The sequence below is a fragment of the Chromobacterium sp. HL1 genome (assembly GCF_057418835.1).
This window is the reverse complement of record NZ_CP162399.1, coordinates 2,564,568-2,578,612: the sequence shown is the minus strand read 5'-3', so window position 1 is coordinate 2,578,612 and position 14,045 is coordinate 2,564,568. Positions and strand designations below refer to the sequence as shown.

At 65.8% G+C, this 14,045-nt stretch carries 12 protein-coding genes; 9 read left to right on the top strand and 3 right to left on the bottom strand.

All coding sequences use genetic code 11. The features are described 5' to 3' along the window. Window positions 1–10: 10 nt before the first annotated feature. Window positions 11–349, bottom strand: coding sequence for a P-II family nitrogen regulator (locus AB1Z25_RS11670; RefSeq protein ID WP_019100167.1), 339 nt, complete (start codon window positions 347–349; stop codon window positions 11–13). A 148-nt stretch (window positions 350–497) separates the two neighbouring features. Here AB1Z25_RS11670 and purL point away from each other — a divergent pair, with 148 nt between their 5' ends. Continuing rightward, window positions 498–4,457 carry a phosphoribosylformylglycinamidine synthase gene (gene purL, locus AB1Z25_RS11665; protein WP_486637313.1) on the top strand — a complete coding sequence of 1,320 codons (3,960 nt, stop codon included), beginning with the start codon at window positions 498–500 and terminating at the stop codon, window positions 4,455–4,457. Window positions 4,458–4,537: 80 nt separating this feature from the next. Here the strand turns inward: purL and AB1Z25_RS11660 are convergent, their stop codons facing one another. Next, entirely contained in the window at window positions 4,538–5,458 is a 921-nt protein-coding gene (locus AB1Z25_RS11660; protein WP_486637312.1) for a LysR family transcriptional regulator, read from the bottom strand. A gap of 114 nt (window positions 5,459–5,572) precedes the next feature. Between AB1Z25_RS11660 and AB1Z25_RS11655 the strand changes: the two genes are divergently transcribed. The 6 genes from AB1Z25_RS11655 to AB1Z25_RS11630 all read left to right on the top strand — a co-directional run bounded on the left by AB1Z25_RS11655 (window position 5,573) and on the right by AB1Z25_RS11630 (window position 10,285). Continuing rightward, a complete protein-coding gene (locus AB1Z25_RS11655; protein ID WP_197081470.1) occupies window positions 5,573–6,337 on the top strand; it encodes a sulfite exporter TauE/SafE family protein in 765 nt (254 codons plus the stop codon). Window positions 6,338–6,546: 209 nt separating this feature from the next. Beyond that, window positions 6,547–6,837 carry a helix-hairpin-helix domain-containing protein gene (locus tag AB1Z25_RS11650; RefSeq protein WP_107798801.1) on the top strand — a complete coding sequence of 97 codons (291 nt, stop codon included), beginning with the start codon at window positions 6,547–6,549 and terminating at the stop codon, window positions 6,835–6,837. Continuing rightward, window positions 6,837–7,463, top strand: coding sequence for a paraquat-inducible protein A (locus AB1Z25_RS11645; protein ID WP_227103427.1), 627 nt, complete (start codon window positions 6,837–6,839; stop codon window positions 7,461–7,463). The genes AB1Z25_RS11650 and AB1Z25_RS11645 overlap by 1 nt, the downstream gene beginning before the upstream one ends. Beyond that, window positions 7,445–8,077 carry a paraquat-inducible protein A gene (locus AB1Z25_RS11640; RefSeq protein WP_486637311.1) on the top strand — a complete coding sequence of 211 codons (633 nt, stop codon included), beginning with the start codon at window positions 7,445–7,447 and terminating at the stop codon, window positions 8,075–8,077. The genes AB1Z25_RS11645 and AB1Z25_RS11640 overlap by 19 nt, the downstream gene beginning before the upstream one ends. Continuing rightward, window positions 8,067–9,695: a PqiB family protein gene (locus tag AB1Z25_RS11635; RefSeq protein ID WP_107798804.1), complete on the top strand. Its 1,629-nt coding sequence runs from the start codon at window positions 8,067–8,069 to the stop codon at window positions 9,693–9,695. The genes AB1Z25_RS11640 and AB1Z25_RS11635 overlap by 11 nt, the downstream gene beginning before the upstream one ends. Next, a complete protein-coding gene (locus AB1Z25_RS11630; protein WP_486637310.1) occupies window positions 9,692–10,285 on the top strand; it encodes a PqiC family protein in 594 nt (197 codons plus the stop codon). The genes AB1Z25_RS11635 and AB1Z25_RS11630 overlap by 4 nt, the downstream gene beginning before the upstream one ends. Here the strand turns inward: AB1Z25_RS11630 and AB1Z25_RS11625 are convergent. Next, a complete protein-coding gene (locus AB1Z25_RS11625; RefSeq protein WP_486637309.1) occupies window positions 10,275–11,786 on the bottom strand; it encodes an amidase in 1,512 nt (503 codons plus the stop codon). The genes AB1Z25_RS11630 and AB1Z25_RS11625 overlap by 11 nt on opposite strands. A gap of 264 nt (window positions 11,787–12,050) precedes the next feature. On the opposite strand from AB1Z25_RS11625, the gene AB1Z25_RS11620 reads away from it, so the two are divergent. Then, window positions 12,051–12,779, top strand: coding sequence for a pseudouridine synthase (locus AB1Z25_RS11620; protein ID WP_107801719.1), 729 nt, complete (start codon window positions 12,051–12,053; stop codon window positions 12,777–12,779). Window positions 12,780–12,828: 49 nt separating this feature from the next. After that, complete coding sequence (locus tag AB1Z25_RS11615; protein WP_486637308.1) at window positions 12,829–13,815, top strand: hypothetical protein; 987 nt, start codon at window positions 12,829–12,831, stop codon at window positions 13,813–13,815. The last annotated feature ends 230 nt before the right edge of the window (window positions 13,816–14,045 follow it).

Below are 14,045 nucleotides of genomic sequence, written 5' to 3'. Positions count from 1 at the left end.
GCCGGTGGGCTTAAATCGCCTGTTCGTTGGTTTCGCCGGTGCGGATGCGCACCACTTGCTCCACCGGGGTGACGAAGATCTTGCCGTCGCCTATCTTGCCGGTGCGGGCGGTGGCGACGATGGTTTCGATGGCGCGCTCCACCAGGTCGTCCGGCAGGATCACTTCCACTTTCACCTTGGGTAAAAAGTCCACCACGTATTCGGCGCCGCGATAGAGCTCGGTATGGCCCTTCTGGCGGCCAAAGCCCTTGACCTCGGTGACGGTCAGGCCGTTGATGCCCAGCTCGGACAGGGCCTCGCGCACCTCGTCCAGTTTGAACGGCTTGATCACGGCTTCAACCTTTTTCATGCTGGAAGCTCCTTGCTGATGAGATGAAATGCTGTCTAAATGCGGATTATTTTATTAAGCGGCGGACATCCGGGCAATTAGCCGCTTAAAACAAACAGTGAATTGCTGTATTATGACGCGCTTTCCTGATACTTGTCGCGGGTGTCTAATGTCTTACCTTACCAAGCTCCGTGGCGGCGTTGCGCTGTCGCCGTTCCGTCTTGAAAAACTGCTTGCCGCAGCCGCCGAAGCCGGGCTGCCGGACCTCAGCATCAGTGCCGAATTCTGGCATTTCGCCGAAAGCGAAACCGAACTGACGCTGGAAGAGCAGGCCACCTTGGGCAAGTTGCTGAGTTACGGCGAAGCGCCGTTGGCCGGCCAGCCGGATGGCGAACTGTTTCTGGTGACGCCGCGATTGGGCACTTTGTCGCCCTGGGCCTCCAAGGCCACCGATATCGCCCAGCACTGCGGGCTGGGAGGGATTTACCGCATCGAACGCGGCACCGCCTTCTGGGTTAAGTCCGCGCAACAATCTTTAAATGAAGAGGCTCGTCATATTTTGACGGGCCTCTTGCACGATAGGATGACGGAAACGGTGTTGGCCTCGCTGGACGACGCCGCCCGCCTGTTTGTCCATCAAGATCCGCAGCCGATGAGCAGCGTGGACATCCTCGCCGGCGGCCGCGCGGCGCTGGAGGCGGCCAACGCCGATCTGGGCCTGGCCCTGTCCGAGGACGAAGTGGAATATCTGGTGGAAAACTTCACCAAGATGCGCCGCAATCCCACCGACGTGGAATTGATGATGTTCGCGCAGGCCAACTCCGAGCACTGCCGCCACAAGATCTTCAACGCCAAATTCATCATCGACGGCGAGGAGCAGGAAAAGTCGCTGTTCCGCATGATCCGGGACACCCACGACGCCAATCCGCAAGGCACGCTGGTGGCGTACAAGGACAACGCCTCGGTGATTGAAGGCGCTTTCATCGAGCGCTTCTATCCGCAGCCGGAAGGCCACGGCTACGCTTACCACAGCGAGCCCACCGATATTCTGATGAAGGTGGAAACCCATAACCACCCGACGGCGATTTCGCCGTTCGCCGGCGCGTCCACCGGCAACGGCGGCGAGATCCGCGACGAGGGCGCCACCGGCCGCGGCTCGCGTCCCAAGGCCGGCATGACCGGTTTTACCGTGTCCAATCTGAACATCCCCGGCTTTGTGCAGCCGTGGGAGCGTTACAGCGACGTAGCGGCGCAATACGGCAAGCCGGAGCGCATCGCCTCCGCCTTGCAGATCATGCTGGAAGGCCCGATTGGCGGAGCGGCGTTCAATAATGAGTTCGGCCGTCCCAATCTGACCGGCTATTTCCGCACCTTCGAAGAAGTGGTGGAGGGCGAGATGCGCGGCTATCACAAGCCGATCATGATCGCCGGCGGCCTGGGCAATATCCAGCAGCAGCAAATCCACAAGAACGAGATTCCGGAAGGCGCGCTGCTGATTCAGCTGGGCGGCCCCAGCCTGTTGATCGGCCTGGGCGGCGGCGCGGCTTCGTCCATGGACACCGGCGCCAATAGCGCGGACCTGGACTTCGACTCCGTGCAGCGCGGCAACCCGGAAATCGAACGCCGTTGCCAGGAGGTGATCGACCGCTGCTGGCAGATGGGTGACGCCAACCCCATCGTGTCGATTCACGACGTGGGCGCGGGCGGTCTGTCCAACGCCTTCCCGGAGCTGGTGAACGACGCCGGCCGCGGCGCCGTCTTCTATTTGCGCAAAGTGCACCTGGAAGAAAAGGGCATGACGCCGATGCAGATCTGGTCCAACGAGTCGCAGGAGCGCTATGTGATGGCGGTGCTGCCGCAGGACCTGGAACGCTTCACCGCGCTGTGCGAACGCGAGCGCTGCCCGTTCGCGGTGCTGGGCGTGGCCACCGACGACGGCCATCTGCAGGTGCGCGACGATCACTTCGACAACCATCCGGTGGACATGCCGCTGGAGGTGTTGCTGGGCAAGCCGCCGCGGATGACCCGCGACGTGAGCACCCGCGAACGCGATCTGGCCATCTTCGACGCCTCGCGCTTTGAATTGAAGGAAACCGCGCTGCGCGTGCTGCGCAACCCGACGGTGGCGGACAAATCCTTCCTGATCACCATCGGCGACCGCACCGTGGGCGGCATGACCGCGCGCGATCAGATGGTGGGCCGCTGGCAGGTGCCGGTGGCGGACGTGGCCGTCACCACCATGGGTTTCAACACCTACCGCGGCGAAGCGATGGCGATGGGCGAACGCACGCCCACCGCGCTGTTCGACGCGCCGGCCTCCGGCCGCATGGCGATAGGCGAGGCGCTGACCAATATCGCCGCCTCTTTTGTCGGCCACCTGGGCAACGTCAAGCTGTCCGCCAACTGGATGGCCGCCGCCGGCCACCCGGGCGAGGAAGCGCGCCTGTACCGCACGGTGGACGCGGTGTCCAAGCTGAGCCAGGACCTGGGCATCAGCATCCCGGTGGGCAAGGATTCCTTGTCGATGAAGACGGTGTGGGAAGAGGCCGGCGAGAAGAAAGCCGTGACCGCGCCGCTGTCGCTGATCATTTCCGCTTTCTCCCCGGTGGAAGACGTGCGCAAAACCGCGACGCCGGAGCTGAAAGAGGACAAGGACACCGATCTGATCCTGATCGACCTGGGCTACGGCCGCTGCCGTCTGGGCGGTTCCATCTACGGCCAGGTATGGAAGGCGATGGAAGGCAAGGCGCCGGACGTGGAAAGCCCGCATCAGTTGGCGGCCTTCTTCAACACCGTGCAGACGCTGTTGCGCGACGATATGTTGCTGGCCTATCACGACCGCTCCGACGGCGGCCTGTTCGTGACCTTGTCGGAAATGATGTTCGCCGGCCATATCGGCGTCACCATCGATCTGCAGGAACTGGTGATCGAGCGCAAGAACACCCAGCGCATCATCGACGACTTCGTGCAGCCCACTCAGGAGGCCGCCACCCATGGCCGCCTGATGCGGGTGCTGTTCAATGAAGAGCTGGGCGCGGTGTTGCAGGTGAAGAAATCCGACACGCCGGAAGTGATTTCGCGCTTCATGAAGGCCGGCATCGGCCGCGAGCTGTTCGTGATCGGCCGCGTGAACAACAAGGACCGCCTGGTGATCAAGCACCGCGGCGTGGAGTTGTTCAACGAGAGCCGTTCCGATCTGCACCGCGAATGGTCCGAGACCAGCGCCCGCATGCAGCGCCTGCGCGACAATCCGGCCTGCGCCGACAGCGAACACCTGCTGCGTTCCAGCCCGAAAGCGCCGGGTCTGAGCGCCAAGCTGAGCTTCGACGTGCACGCCGATCCGGCGGCGCCCTTCGTCGCCGGCGGCGCGCGCCCGCGCCTGGCGGTGCTGCGCGAGCAGGGCGTCAACGGCCAGTTGGAGATGGCGGCCGCTTTCGACCGCGCCGGTTTCGATACCGTGGACGTGCATATGAGCGACGTCATCAGCGGCCGCGTGTCGCTGGCGGATTTCAAGGGCCTGGCCGCCTGCGGCGGCTTCAGCTACGGCGACGTGCTGGGCGCCGGCGAAGGCTGGGCCAAGAGCATTCTGTTCAATCCGCGCGCCCGCGATCAGTTCGAGGCCTTCTTCGGCCGCGGCGACACTTTCGCGCTGGGCGTGTGCAATGGCTGCCAGATGATGTCCAATCTGTCGTCCATCATCCCGGGCGCCGAACACTGGCCCAAGTTCCACCGCAACGCTTCCGAGCAGTTCGAGGCGCGCTTCGCCATGGTGGAGGTGACGGCCTCGCCGTCCATCTTCCTGGGCGATATGGTGGGCAGCCAGCTGCCGGTGGTGGTCAGCCACGGCGAGGGCCGCGCGGTGTTCGCGCCGGGCGCGCAGGAGCAGGCGCTGACGGCGTTGCGTTATGTCGATTTCGACGGCCGCGCCACCCAGACCTATCCGCTGAACCCCAACGGCTCGCCGGCGGGCATCACCGGGGTGACCACGGCCGACGGCCGCTTCACCATCATGATGCCGCACCCGGAACGGGTGTTCCGCACCGTGCAGAACAGCTGGCACCCGGCGGATTGGGGCGAGAACGGCGCTTGGTACCGGATGTTCGCCGCCGCCCGCCGCTGGGTGGGTTGAGCGGGGCCATGGCGGGCCGGTGTTCCGGCCCATGGTGAGCATGATCGAAACGGAAGCTTTGGCTTCCGTTTTTTTATGGTTCAGCGCGCTTTAAGCCCGTAGCCGGCTTCGCGGGCGGCCGCGCGCACCTCCTCCAGCAATAGCCGGGCTTTGCGTGGAATGCGGCGGTTGGCGAAGACGGCGTGCATCTGCGGATTGTCGCCGTGGCTGGAGACGATGCGGTAGTCCGGGCATAGCCGCAGCAGCTGGCCGGCGCGCACCAGCGGCTCGGCCAGCCAGTCTCCCAGGCGGGCGATGCCCAGGCCGGCCAGCACGGCGTGGAGCACGGCGCTGCCGGAGCTGACGCGGTGCCAGGGCGTCAAATTGAGGCTGAGCTGGTGGCCGGCGGACACGAAGTTCCAGGCTTTCAGCACGCGCGGCGCGGAGTGGATCAGCACCCGGTGCTCCGGCAGTTGTTCCGGCGTTTGCGGCGCGCCGTGGCGCTCGACATAGGCCGGGCTGGCGTAGAGGTGGCGCTGGTAATCCCACAGCGGGTAGCCGATCAGCTCGCTGGAGGCGGGGAAGGCGCCGCGGATGCTGAAGTCCAGCTTCTCGCGTATCGGGTCCAGTATGGTGTCGCTGTACAGCACGTCGAAGCGCAGCTCCGGGTTGGCGTCGGCCATGCGGGTCAGCACCGGCGGCAACAGAGCGTGGCTCATCGCCTCCGGCGCGGAAAAGCGCAGCAGGCCGCGCGGCGCCTCGCTCAAGGCCGCCAGCTCGTCCTCGGCTTCTTCCTGCAGGTCCAGCATCTTGCGCGCCGCGGCGTAATAGCTTTCGCCGGCCAGGGTCAGATTGACCTGTTTTTGCGAGCGCGCCAGCAGGCTGCCGCCCAGCGCTTCTTCCAGCGTCTGCACCGCGCGGGTGGCGCTGCTGGGCGATGTGCCCAGCTGGCGCGCGGCGGCGACAAAGCTTTTTCTTTCCACCACCGCGCAGAACACGCGTAATTCCCATAAGGATTTCATCCCGGCCCCGGCATTCTGATTGCGATTTTCGCAATACGGTATTGCAAGCACGCTTGGCTGGCAAGGCATAGAATCTTGTCCTAACTGTAAGCGGCGCGGAGCCGGGAGAAGTGGATGCTGTTGACCTTGAGTTTTCTGTGCGTGATTGCCTTCGCAGCCGGCCTGGTGGACGCGGCGGTGGGCGGCGGCGGCCTGATTCAGATTCCGGCCTTGTTCAGCGCCTTGCCCAATCTGGCGCCGGCCACGGTGTTCGGCACCAATAAGCTGGCGGCGGCCATGGGCACCTTGTCCGCCGCGCGGTCCTATCTGAAGCGGGTCAAGGTGCCGTGGCGCTTGGTGCTGCCGGCGGCGGTGGCGGCCTTCTTCATGTCCATCGCCGGCGCGGCCACGGTCAGCCTGATCGACAAGGCCGTGCTGCGCCCCCTGGTGTTGGCGCTCCTGGTGGTGATGGCGGTGTACACCTTGTGGAAGAAGGACTTCGGCTCCCTGCACAAGCCGGTGGCGATAGGCCGGCGCGAAATGGCGATAGGCATGGCCATCGGCGGCGCCATCGGTTTTTACGACGGCCTGTTCGGCCCCGGCACCGGCAGCTTTCTGATGTTTTTGTTCATCCGCTTCTTCGCTTTCGACTTTTTGCACGCCTCGGCCTCGGCCAAGGTGGTGAACCTGACCACCAACTGCGCGGCGCTGCTGTTCTTCATCCCCGCCGGTCATGTGCTGTTTCAGTACGCGCTGCCGATGGCGGTGTGCAATATGGCCGGCGCGACGGTGGGCACCTGGGTGGCGATGAAGAAGGGCACCGGCTTTGTGCGGGTGCTGTTCCTGCTGTTGACCAGCACCTTGATCCTCAAGCTGGGCTGGGACATTTTCCACGGCTGAGCGTCTGTTCAAGTCCGCCGTGCTGGACCGGGCGCGGCGGGCGCCGTTGCGCAAGGCGCATGCGCCGCCTCCCTTCCGTTTCTTCCTTTCCTCCCTCCTTGTCTCGCCTAATTCTCGGGATGTTGAACGGCCTCCGGGCCGGGCCGGCTTTTGAACTCTGGCGCGGCCTCCTTTATGATGCGGGTTGTTGCCATCTGCGCAGAGAGTTTATGCATCCATCACGTTGTCCGCCCGCGGCGCGGGCGCGGCATTTGCGCGAGCTGCCCAATATCGGCCCCAGCCTGGCCGAGGACCTGCGCCTGCTCGGCATCGAAGAGCCGCGCCAATTGCGCGGTGCCGAGCCTTTGCGGCTGTACCACCGTTTGTGCGAACTGACCGGAACCCGGCAGGACCCGTGCGTGCTGGATACGCTGATGTCGGTGGTCCATTACATGGATAGCGACGAGGCGCGGCCGTGGTGGAGCTTCACCGCCGAGCGCAAGGCGAAAGGCGGCTACTGATGACGCGGCCGGACGCCGATTCCAAGCTGACCGCCTGCCACGATTGCGATCTGCTGATGCGGGTGGCGTTGAAGGGGGAGGGCCGGGCGTGCTGCCCGCGCTGCGGCGCTTTGGTGCGCCGTTACGGCGCGCAGCGGCAGGACGCCGAGCTGGCGCTGCTGCTGACCGGGGTGATCGCCTTTCTGCTGGCCAACGTCTATCCGGTGGTGACCCTGGAGGCCGCCGGAGCCCGCAGCGCGGCCACCTTGTGGCAGACGGTGGTGGCGCTGGAGCGCCAGGGCATGTTGTCGGTGGCGATGCTGGTGATGTTCACCGGCATCGTGATGCCGTCGCTGGAGCTGGGCAGCATGCTCTATGTGCGGCTGCCGCTGGCCTTCGGCCATGTGCCGCGCGGCTTTCCCTGGCTGATGCGGCTGAAGATACTGACCCGCCCGTGGTGCATGGTGGAAGTGTTTTTGCTGGGCATCCTGGTGTCCCTGGTCAAACTGGTCAGCTTGGCCACCGTGCACGTGGGCGTGGGCCTGATGGCCTTGTTCGCCTTGATCGTATTGATGGCGGCCAGCGCCAGTCGTTTCAATCCGGAAGACTTGTGGGAGCGTTGTCAGCAATGTCGGACTACCGCGTGAAAACCGCCGCGCAGTCCGGCCTGTGGCTGTGCCACGGCTGCGGGCTGCTGTGCCGGGCCGGAGAAGGCGCCCAATCCTGCCCGCGCTGCCACGCCGCGCTGCACTCGCGCAAGCCGCACAGCCTGCAGCGCAGCTGGGCCTTGCTGCTGGCGGCGATGGTGGCCTATCTGCCCGCCAATCTGCTGCCTATCATGGAAACCTCCACCATCATGGGCATGCAGAACGACACCATCATGAGCGGGGTGGTGTATTTGTGGAAATCCGGTTCCTGGCCGCTGGCGCTGGTGGTGTTCACCGCCAGCGTGCTGGTGCCGCTGTTGAAGATTCTGGCCTTGCTGCTCTTGCTGGTGACGGTGCAGCTGGGTTCCGGCTGGGCGCCGCGGCAACGGACGCGGCTGTATCAGGTGGTGGAGGTGATCGGCCCGTGGTCGATGTTGGACATTTACGTGGTGGCCCTGATGGTGGCGCTGGTGCAATGGCAGTCGCTGGCGTCGATCAAGGCCGGGCCGGGGGCGATCGCCTTCGGCACGGTGGTGGTGCTGACCATGGTGGCGGCGATGAGTTTCGATCCCAGGTTGATCTGGGATCAGGTAAAGGAAGACGATGAGCAGTGATCAACCCGAAAAACCGGCCGCAGCCGGCGAGGACTTGCCGGCCGCGGTGCCGGTGAAGCGGCGGCGCTGGTCGCCGTCGCTGGTGTGGCTGATTCCGGTGGTGGCGGCGGTGATAGGCGGCTGGCTGGCGGTGAGCGCGGTCTTGTCGCGCGGGCCCACCATCACCATCGCCTTCCAGAATGCGGAAGGGCTGGAGGCGGGCAAAACCCGGATCAAGTACAAGGACGTGGAGATAGGCGAGGTGAAGGCGGTGTCGGTGAGTCCGGACCGCCAGTCCATCCTGGTCACCGCGGAGCTGAGCAAGAACGTGGACGATTACCTGGTGGCGGACAGCCGTTTCTGGGTGGTGCGGCCGCGCATCTCCGGCGGCAGCGTGTCCGGTCTGGGCACGGTGCTGGGCGGCTCCTACATCGGCATGGACGTGGGCAAGAGCAAGGAGCGCCGCACCGAGTTCAAGGGCCTGGAAGTGCCGCCCATCATCAACGCGGACCTGCCGGGCAAGATGTTCGTGCTGCGCTCCGACAATCTGGGTTCGCTCAACGCCGGCTCGCCGGTGTATTTCCGCCGCGTGCCGGTGGGCCAGGTGGTGGGCTACGAGCTGGACCCGGCCGGCAGCGCGGTGAAGCTGTCGGTATTCGTCAACGCGCCTTATGATCACTTCGTCACCGTCAACAGCCGTTTCTGGCACGCCAGCGGCATCGACGTGGCCATCGGCGCCAACGGCCTGAGCGTCAACACCCAATCCTTGGCGGCGATTGCGCTGGGCGGCATCGCCTTTGAAACCCCGCTCAGCGACGGGCCGGACAAGGCGCCGGACGCCAAATACCTGTTCCTGCTCAATGAAACCCGCGAAAAAGCGCTGCAGAACCGCGACCGGGAAACCCAGTCCTTCCGGCTGAAGTTCCGGCAGTCGGTGCGCGGCCTGACCGTGGGCGCGCCGGTGGATTTCCGCGGCATCACCTTCGGCGAAGTCACCGCCATCGGCATCGAATACGCGGCGGCGCGCAAGGACTTCGACATGACGGTGGACATCCGCACCTATCCCAGCCGGCTCAACACCCTGTCCGGCGATCACAGCCTGTCGGCCAAGATTTCCGTGGAATCTCTGGTGCGCAACGGCCTGCGCGCCCAGCTGCGCTCCGGCAGCCTGATCACCGGTCAGCTTTACGTGGCGCTGGACTTTTTCCCCGAGGCCAAGCCGGCCAAGGTGGCGGTGCGCAACGGCATGACCGAGCTGCCGACGCTGCCGGGCGATCTGGAAGAACTGCAGCGGGTATTGCAGCGCATTGCGCGCCGGCTGGACAAGGTGCCGTTCGACAGCATAGGCGAGGAGCTGAATCAATCGTTGAAATCGCTGCACCAGACGCTGGACGGCATGCGCAAGCTGTCCGAGAACATGGACGGCAAGGTGCTGCCGCAGGCGGTGAAAACGCTGGAAGACTTGCAGAAAACGCTGGAAAGCACGCGCCAGACGATGCAGGCGGATTCGCCGCTGCAGCAGGACGTGCGCGCGGCGGCGCAGGAGGTGTCGGAAACGGCGCGCAGCTTCCGCGCGCTGGCCGATTATCTGGACCGCCATCCGGAAGCGTTGATACGCGGCAAGGGAGAGAAAAAATGAAATCCATCGCGCTGAGCTTGATCATGCTGGCGCTGCTGAGCGCCTGCGCCTCGCCGCCCACCACCTTCCATCAATTGCGGCCGGCGCTGTCGACGGCGGCCGCGACCCCCGTGCTGGGCGTCAGCGTGATGGTGGGGCCGGCAAGCCTGCCCGCGGGGCTGGAGCGGCCCCAGCTGGTGGTGGAAGACGCCGCCGGCAATGTCGAATTGCTGGACTTGCAGCGCTGGGCCGGTCCGCTGGACCGCATGCTGACGCAAGCCGTGGCGGCGGACCTGTCCCGCTCGCTGGGTCTGGCCAGTATCTACGCCTATCCGCAACCGGGCATGGGCGGCGGGGACGTCCGCTTATTGCTGGACGTGCGCCAGCTGCGCCTGCGTCCGGGGCGCGACGCCTCGCTGGAAGTGGCTTGGCAGGCGCTGCCGACGCAGGGCGACAAACGGCCGCTGGCCAGCGGTTATTTCCTGCAGAGCCAGCCTTTGGCGACGCCGGACGCCGCGGCGGCCGCGGCTGGCCTGCAGATGCTGGTGACCGAGCTGGGCCGCCGGCTGGCCGGCGAGTTGGGGCCGGCTCTGGCCGGCTTCAAGCGCTAGGCGGGGCCGGCGGGCGCCGTTGCGCCCACGGTCTGGCCTGCTCCAACTGGCGGGCCAGCCGCAGCAGGGTCAGGTCGTCGCCGCAGCGCGCGACGAATTGCACGCCTATCGGCAGCCCGGCCTGGCTCCAGTACAGCGGCACGCTCATTGCCGGCTGTCCGCTCATATTGAAGGGTATGGTCCAGCCCAGATACTCCATCAGACGGTGCGAAGTGGCCGGGATCAACTGGCCGAAGCGCAAAGTCCAGTCCCAGCCCAGCTTGCCCAGCATCCAGCGCGAGATCGCGGTTTCGGCGGCGCTGGGCCCCAGGCCGCCGACGAGGGCGGGCGGCTGGTTCAGGGTCGGGGTGGCCAGCGCGTCGTAGCGCTGGTGGAAGGTTTCCATGATCCGGGCCTGCTCCCAGGCGAAACCGCGCGCCCAGGCCAGCTCTCCGGCGCTGAGCCGTTCGCCGTAGCGCGCCAGCGCCCAGCTGGCCGCTTCCAGTTGCTGGTGGCGCGCCGGCTTGCCGGTGCGGCGCTCGATGTCGCGCAGCAGGCCGGCCATCTCGCCGCAGATGATGGCCAGCATCGCGCGGTTGTATTCCTCCGGCGACGCCAGTGGCGGCGACGCTTCTTCCACCTCGTGTCCCAGCTCGGTCAGCAAGGCCAGCGCGTCGTCCAGCGCGGCGGCGCAGTCCGGGTGCAGCGCGCCGCCCAGGATAGGGCGCTTGCTCCAGGCGATGCGCAGCTTGCCGGGCTCGCGCTGATGCGCGGCGAAAAAGCTTTGCTCCGGCGCCGGCCAGTAATAGGCCTCGCCGCCGCGCGGGCCGCCGGCCAGCAGGTCCAGCATCGCCGCGCTGTCGCGCACGCTGCGCGTCAGCGCGTGTTGGCAGACCAGCCCCTGCCAGCCCTCGCTGTAGTCCGGGCCGGCCGGGCCGCGTCCGCGGCTGGGCTTGAGTCCGAACACGCCGCAGTTGGAGGCGGGAATACGGATGGAGCCGCCGCCGTCGCCGCCGTGGGCGATGGGCACGATGCCGGCGGCCACCGCCGCGGCCGAGCCGCCGCTGGAGCCGCCCGGGGTGCGGGTCAGGTCCCAGGGGTTGCGGCTGAGGCCGTAGACCTCGGATTCGGTGTAGGGACTGAGGCCCAGTTCAGGCGTGGCGGTTTTGCCGATGAAGATCAGGCCGCCCTGGCGATAACGTTGGATGATGTCGGCGTCGCGCGGCGCGACGTAGCCGTCGAACAGGCGGCTGCCGTTGCGAGTGGGCACGCCGGCGATGTCGGCCAGCAAATCCTTGATCAGCACCGGGCAGCCGGCAAGCGGGCCGGCGCCTTGCGCTTGCCGCAACTGGGCCTGAGCCTGTTCCGGCAGCGGCAGGCAGACCGCGTTCAGTGCCGGATTCCAGCGCTCCAGCCGTGCCTGGGCCGCGGCCGCGGCCTCGCCGGCGCTGATCTGGCCGTCGGCGATCAGCTGGGCCAGGCCAATGCCGTCGTATTGTTCATAGTCGTTGAAAACGGTCATGCAGTCCTCGTGGCGATGCGGTGGCGTCGGCTTATGCTAACGGTATCGTTGGCGCAAGGCCAGGCGCAAGGCCTTTTTGGGCGCAGGCGGGCCAAAGGGCGTATCCATCCATGGTCAGCGGGGGCGCTATCCCCTACAATACGGCGAAATGCAACAGCGGACTTGCCGGTGGTTGCGGGTGGCCCGAGCGTCTGTCTTGGAAGATGGAGACGGAGCGGGCGCCGCAGCGGGCGCAAGCCGCTTTTTTTATTACGGAACGAAATGATGGAACCAGTGCGCCTGTCGAAACGCATGGCCGAGTTGGGTTTGTGCTCGCGCCGCGAGGCCGATAGCTATATCGAACAAGGGTGGGTGAAAGTGGACGGCGAGGTGGCCGTCCTCGGGCAGAAAGTGCTGCCGCACAATCTGATCGAAGTGGACAAGAAGGCGCAGGACGCTCAAGCCTCGCGCGTCACCATCCTGCTGAACAAGCCCATGGGTTACGTGTCCGGCCAGGCCGAGGACGGCTACGAGCCGGCGGTGGTGCTGGTCAAACCGGAAAACCAGTGGGCGGAGGACAAGAGCCGCCGCCGGTTTTCTGCGCAGCATCTGAGAGGGCTGGCGCCGGCCGGCCGTCTGGACATCGATTCGGTGGGCCTGTTGATCCTGACCCAGGACGGCCGGGTGGCCAAGCAGATCATCGGCGAGCATTCCAGCGTGGACAAGGAGTACCTGGTGCGGGTGGAGGGCGAACTTTCCGACGAAGGTTTGAGTCTGCTCAATCACGGTCTGGAGCTGGATGGTAAAAAATTGCTGCCTGCCACCGTGGCTTGGCAAAACGAGGATCAGTTGCGTTTTGTGCTGCGCGAGGGCAAGAAGCGCCAGATCCGCCGCATGTGCGAACTGGTGGGCTTGCGCGTGGTGGGCCTGAAGCGGATTCGCATCGGCAAGGTCAAGCTGGGCAATCTGCCCACCGGCCAATGGCGCTATCTGCGCGACGACGAATCGTTTTGATCCGGCCGGACGGCCGGTTGTCAGTGGGGGACGCATGTTAGGGCGCTTGTTGCAAAGATGGGGGCTGGATGCCGAAAGCCGGCAGCAGCAGCGGGAGTTGACGCAGGCGATAGAGAGCCTGGTCGACGGCACGGACAAGCGTTTGCGCCTGTCTCCCGGCTATCTGGACGCGCTGGCCCCGGGCATGCGCGTCACCCAGGCCTATCTGGCCGAGTTGCCCAGCCGAATGCCGGAGCCGCTGACGCTGTCCTTGCGCGGCTTTGCGCAGGACCCGCGGCTGGGCTTGCTGTTTTCCGGGCCGGCCAGCCTTTTGTCCTGCCTGCGGCAGAGCGAAGCCTTGCGCAATTTCTTCCTGTCCGCCAGCCAGGGCGACGAGGCCTGGGCCTTGTTGTCGATGGCGCGCAGCGAAACCGGCCGCCTGGGCGTGGCGATGGAGGGCGGGGAGCTGCGCCGCGAAGTGCCGCAGCAGGTGGTGAGCTTCGACGGTCATAGGCTGGCCATGCCCTGCGCGTCGCGCGAGCTGCTGCTTGAGAGCAGCGCGCGGCGCAGCGAGGAAATGCTGGTCACGGTGATCGCGCGGCGGCTGAGCCTGCTGGAGCAGTTGCGCCAGACCTTGGACAACGAGATGTCGCGGCTGCAATTGCGCTTGAGCGTGCTGCGTTGCGAGGCCGGCACCGTGGTGGACGGCTCCTCGGACGGTTCGCCCTTGCCCGACACCTGCGAAGGGGTGCAGCGGCGCATGGCCGAGATCGAGCCCCAATTGCGCGAGGCGCGCGGCGCGCTAAGCCTTGAGGGCTTGCTGGAGACGGTGCGCCATGTGCTGGAGCATCCGGCCGAATATTTTCGGCTGGAATGGCGGACCTTGTACCTGAACCGCATGGGGATCAAGCAGGACGCGCCGGGCGAAGACGCCACCGAACTGGAGTTCGAGGAGCTGGTGCTGGGGCAGGCCCAACCTTTGCGCCGCGCCTTGATGCCAGTGCGGGTGACGCGCCAGGCGCTGGCGGAACTGGAGCGGGAATTCGGCAGCGACTGAGACGGGGCCCGACTACGCCAAAGCGGGCTGTGCAAAGCCGAAACAAGGGCTATGCTGGAACTGTATAGTCGCTTTCGATCAGCCTTCAGGGCGGCTGATTGAGTCTGCCCCGGCACCAGGCCGGGGTTTTTTTGCGCCCGCCGCATCGCAATGGGATATTTTGCGCCGGGAATGCGTGAAACGCCCGCCAGGGCTTGCTTTGTGCTATCCTTGCGCCCCTCTTCAGCAAC

Excerpts from the sequence above, each read along its gene's own strand:
- AB1Z25_RS11670 (WP_019100167.1), bottom strand. The coding sequence starts at position 349 with ATGAAAAAGGTTGAAGCCGTGATCAAGCCGTTCAAACTGGACGAGGTG.
- purL (WP_486637313.1), top strand. The coding sequence starts at position 498 with ATGTCTTACCTTACCAAGCTCCGTGGCGGCGTTGCGCTGTCGCCGTTC.
- AB1Z25_RS11660 (WP_486637312.1), bottom strand. The coding sequence starts at position 5,458 with ATGAAATCCTTATGGGAATTACGCGTGTTCTGCGCGGTGGTGGAAAGA.
- AB1Z25_RS11655 (WP_197081470.1), top strand. The coding sequence starts at position 5,573 with ATGCTGTTGACCTTGAGTTTTCTGTGCGTGATTGCCTTCGCAGCCGGC.
- AB1Z25_RS11650 (WP_107798801.1), top strand. The coding sequence starts at position 6,547 with ATGCATCCATCACGTTGTCCGCCCGCGGCGCGGGCGCGGCATTTGCGC.
- AB1Z25_RS11645 (WP_227103427.1), top strand. The coding sequence starts at position 6,837 with ATGACGCGGCCGGACGCCGATTCCAAGCTGACCGCCTGCCACGATTGC.
- AB1Z25_RS11640 (WP_486637311.1), top strand. The coding sequence starts at position 7,445 with ATGTCGGACTACCGCGTGAAAACCGCCGCGCAGTCCGGCCTGTGGCTG.
- AB1Z25_RS11635 (WP_107798804.1), top strand. The coding sequence starts at position 8,067 with ATGAGCAGTGATCAACCCGAAAAACCGGCCGCAGCCGGCGAGGACTTG.
- AB1Z25_RS11630 (WP_486637310.1), top strand. The coding sequence starts at position 9,692 with ATGAAATCCATCGCGCTGAGCTTGATCATGCTGGCGCTGCTGAGCGCC.
- AB1Z25_RS11625 (WP_486637309.1), bottom strand. The coding sequence starts at position 11,786 with ATGACCGTTTTCAACGACTATGAACAATACGACGGCATTGGCCTGGCC.
- AB1Z25_RS11620 (WP_107801719.1), top strand. The coding sequence starts at position 12,051 with ATGGAACCAGTGCGCCTGTCGAAACGCATGGCCGAGTTGGGTTTGTGC.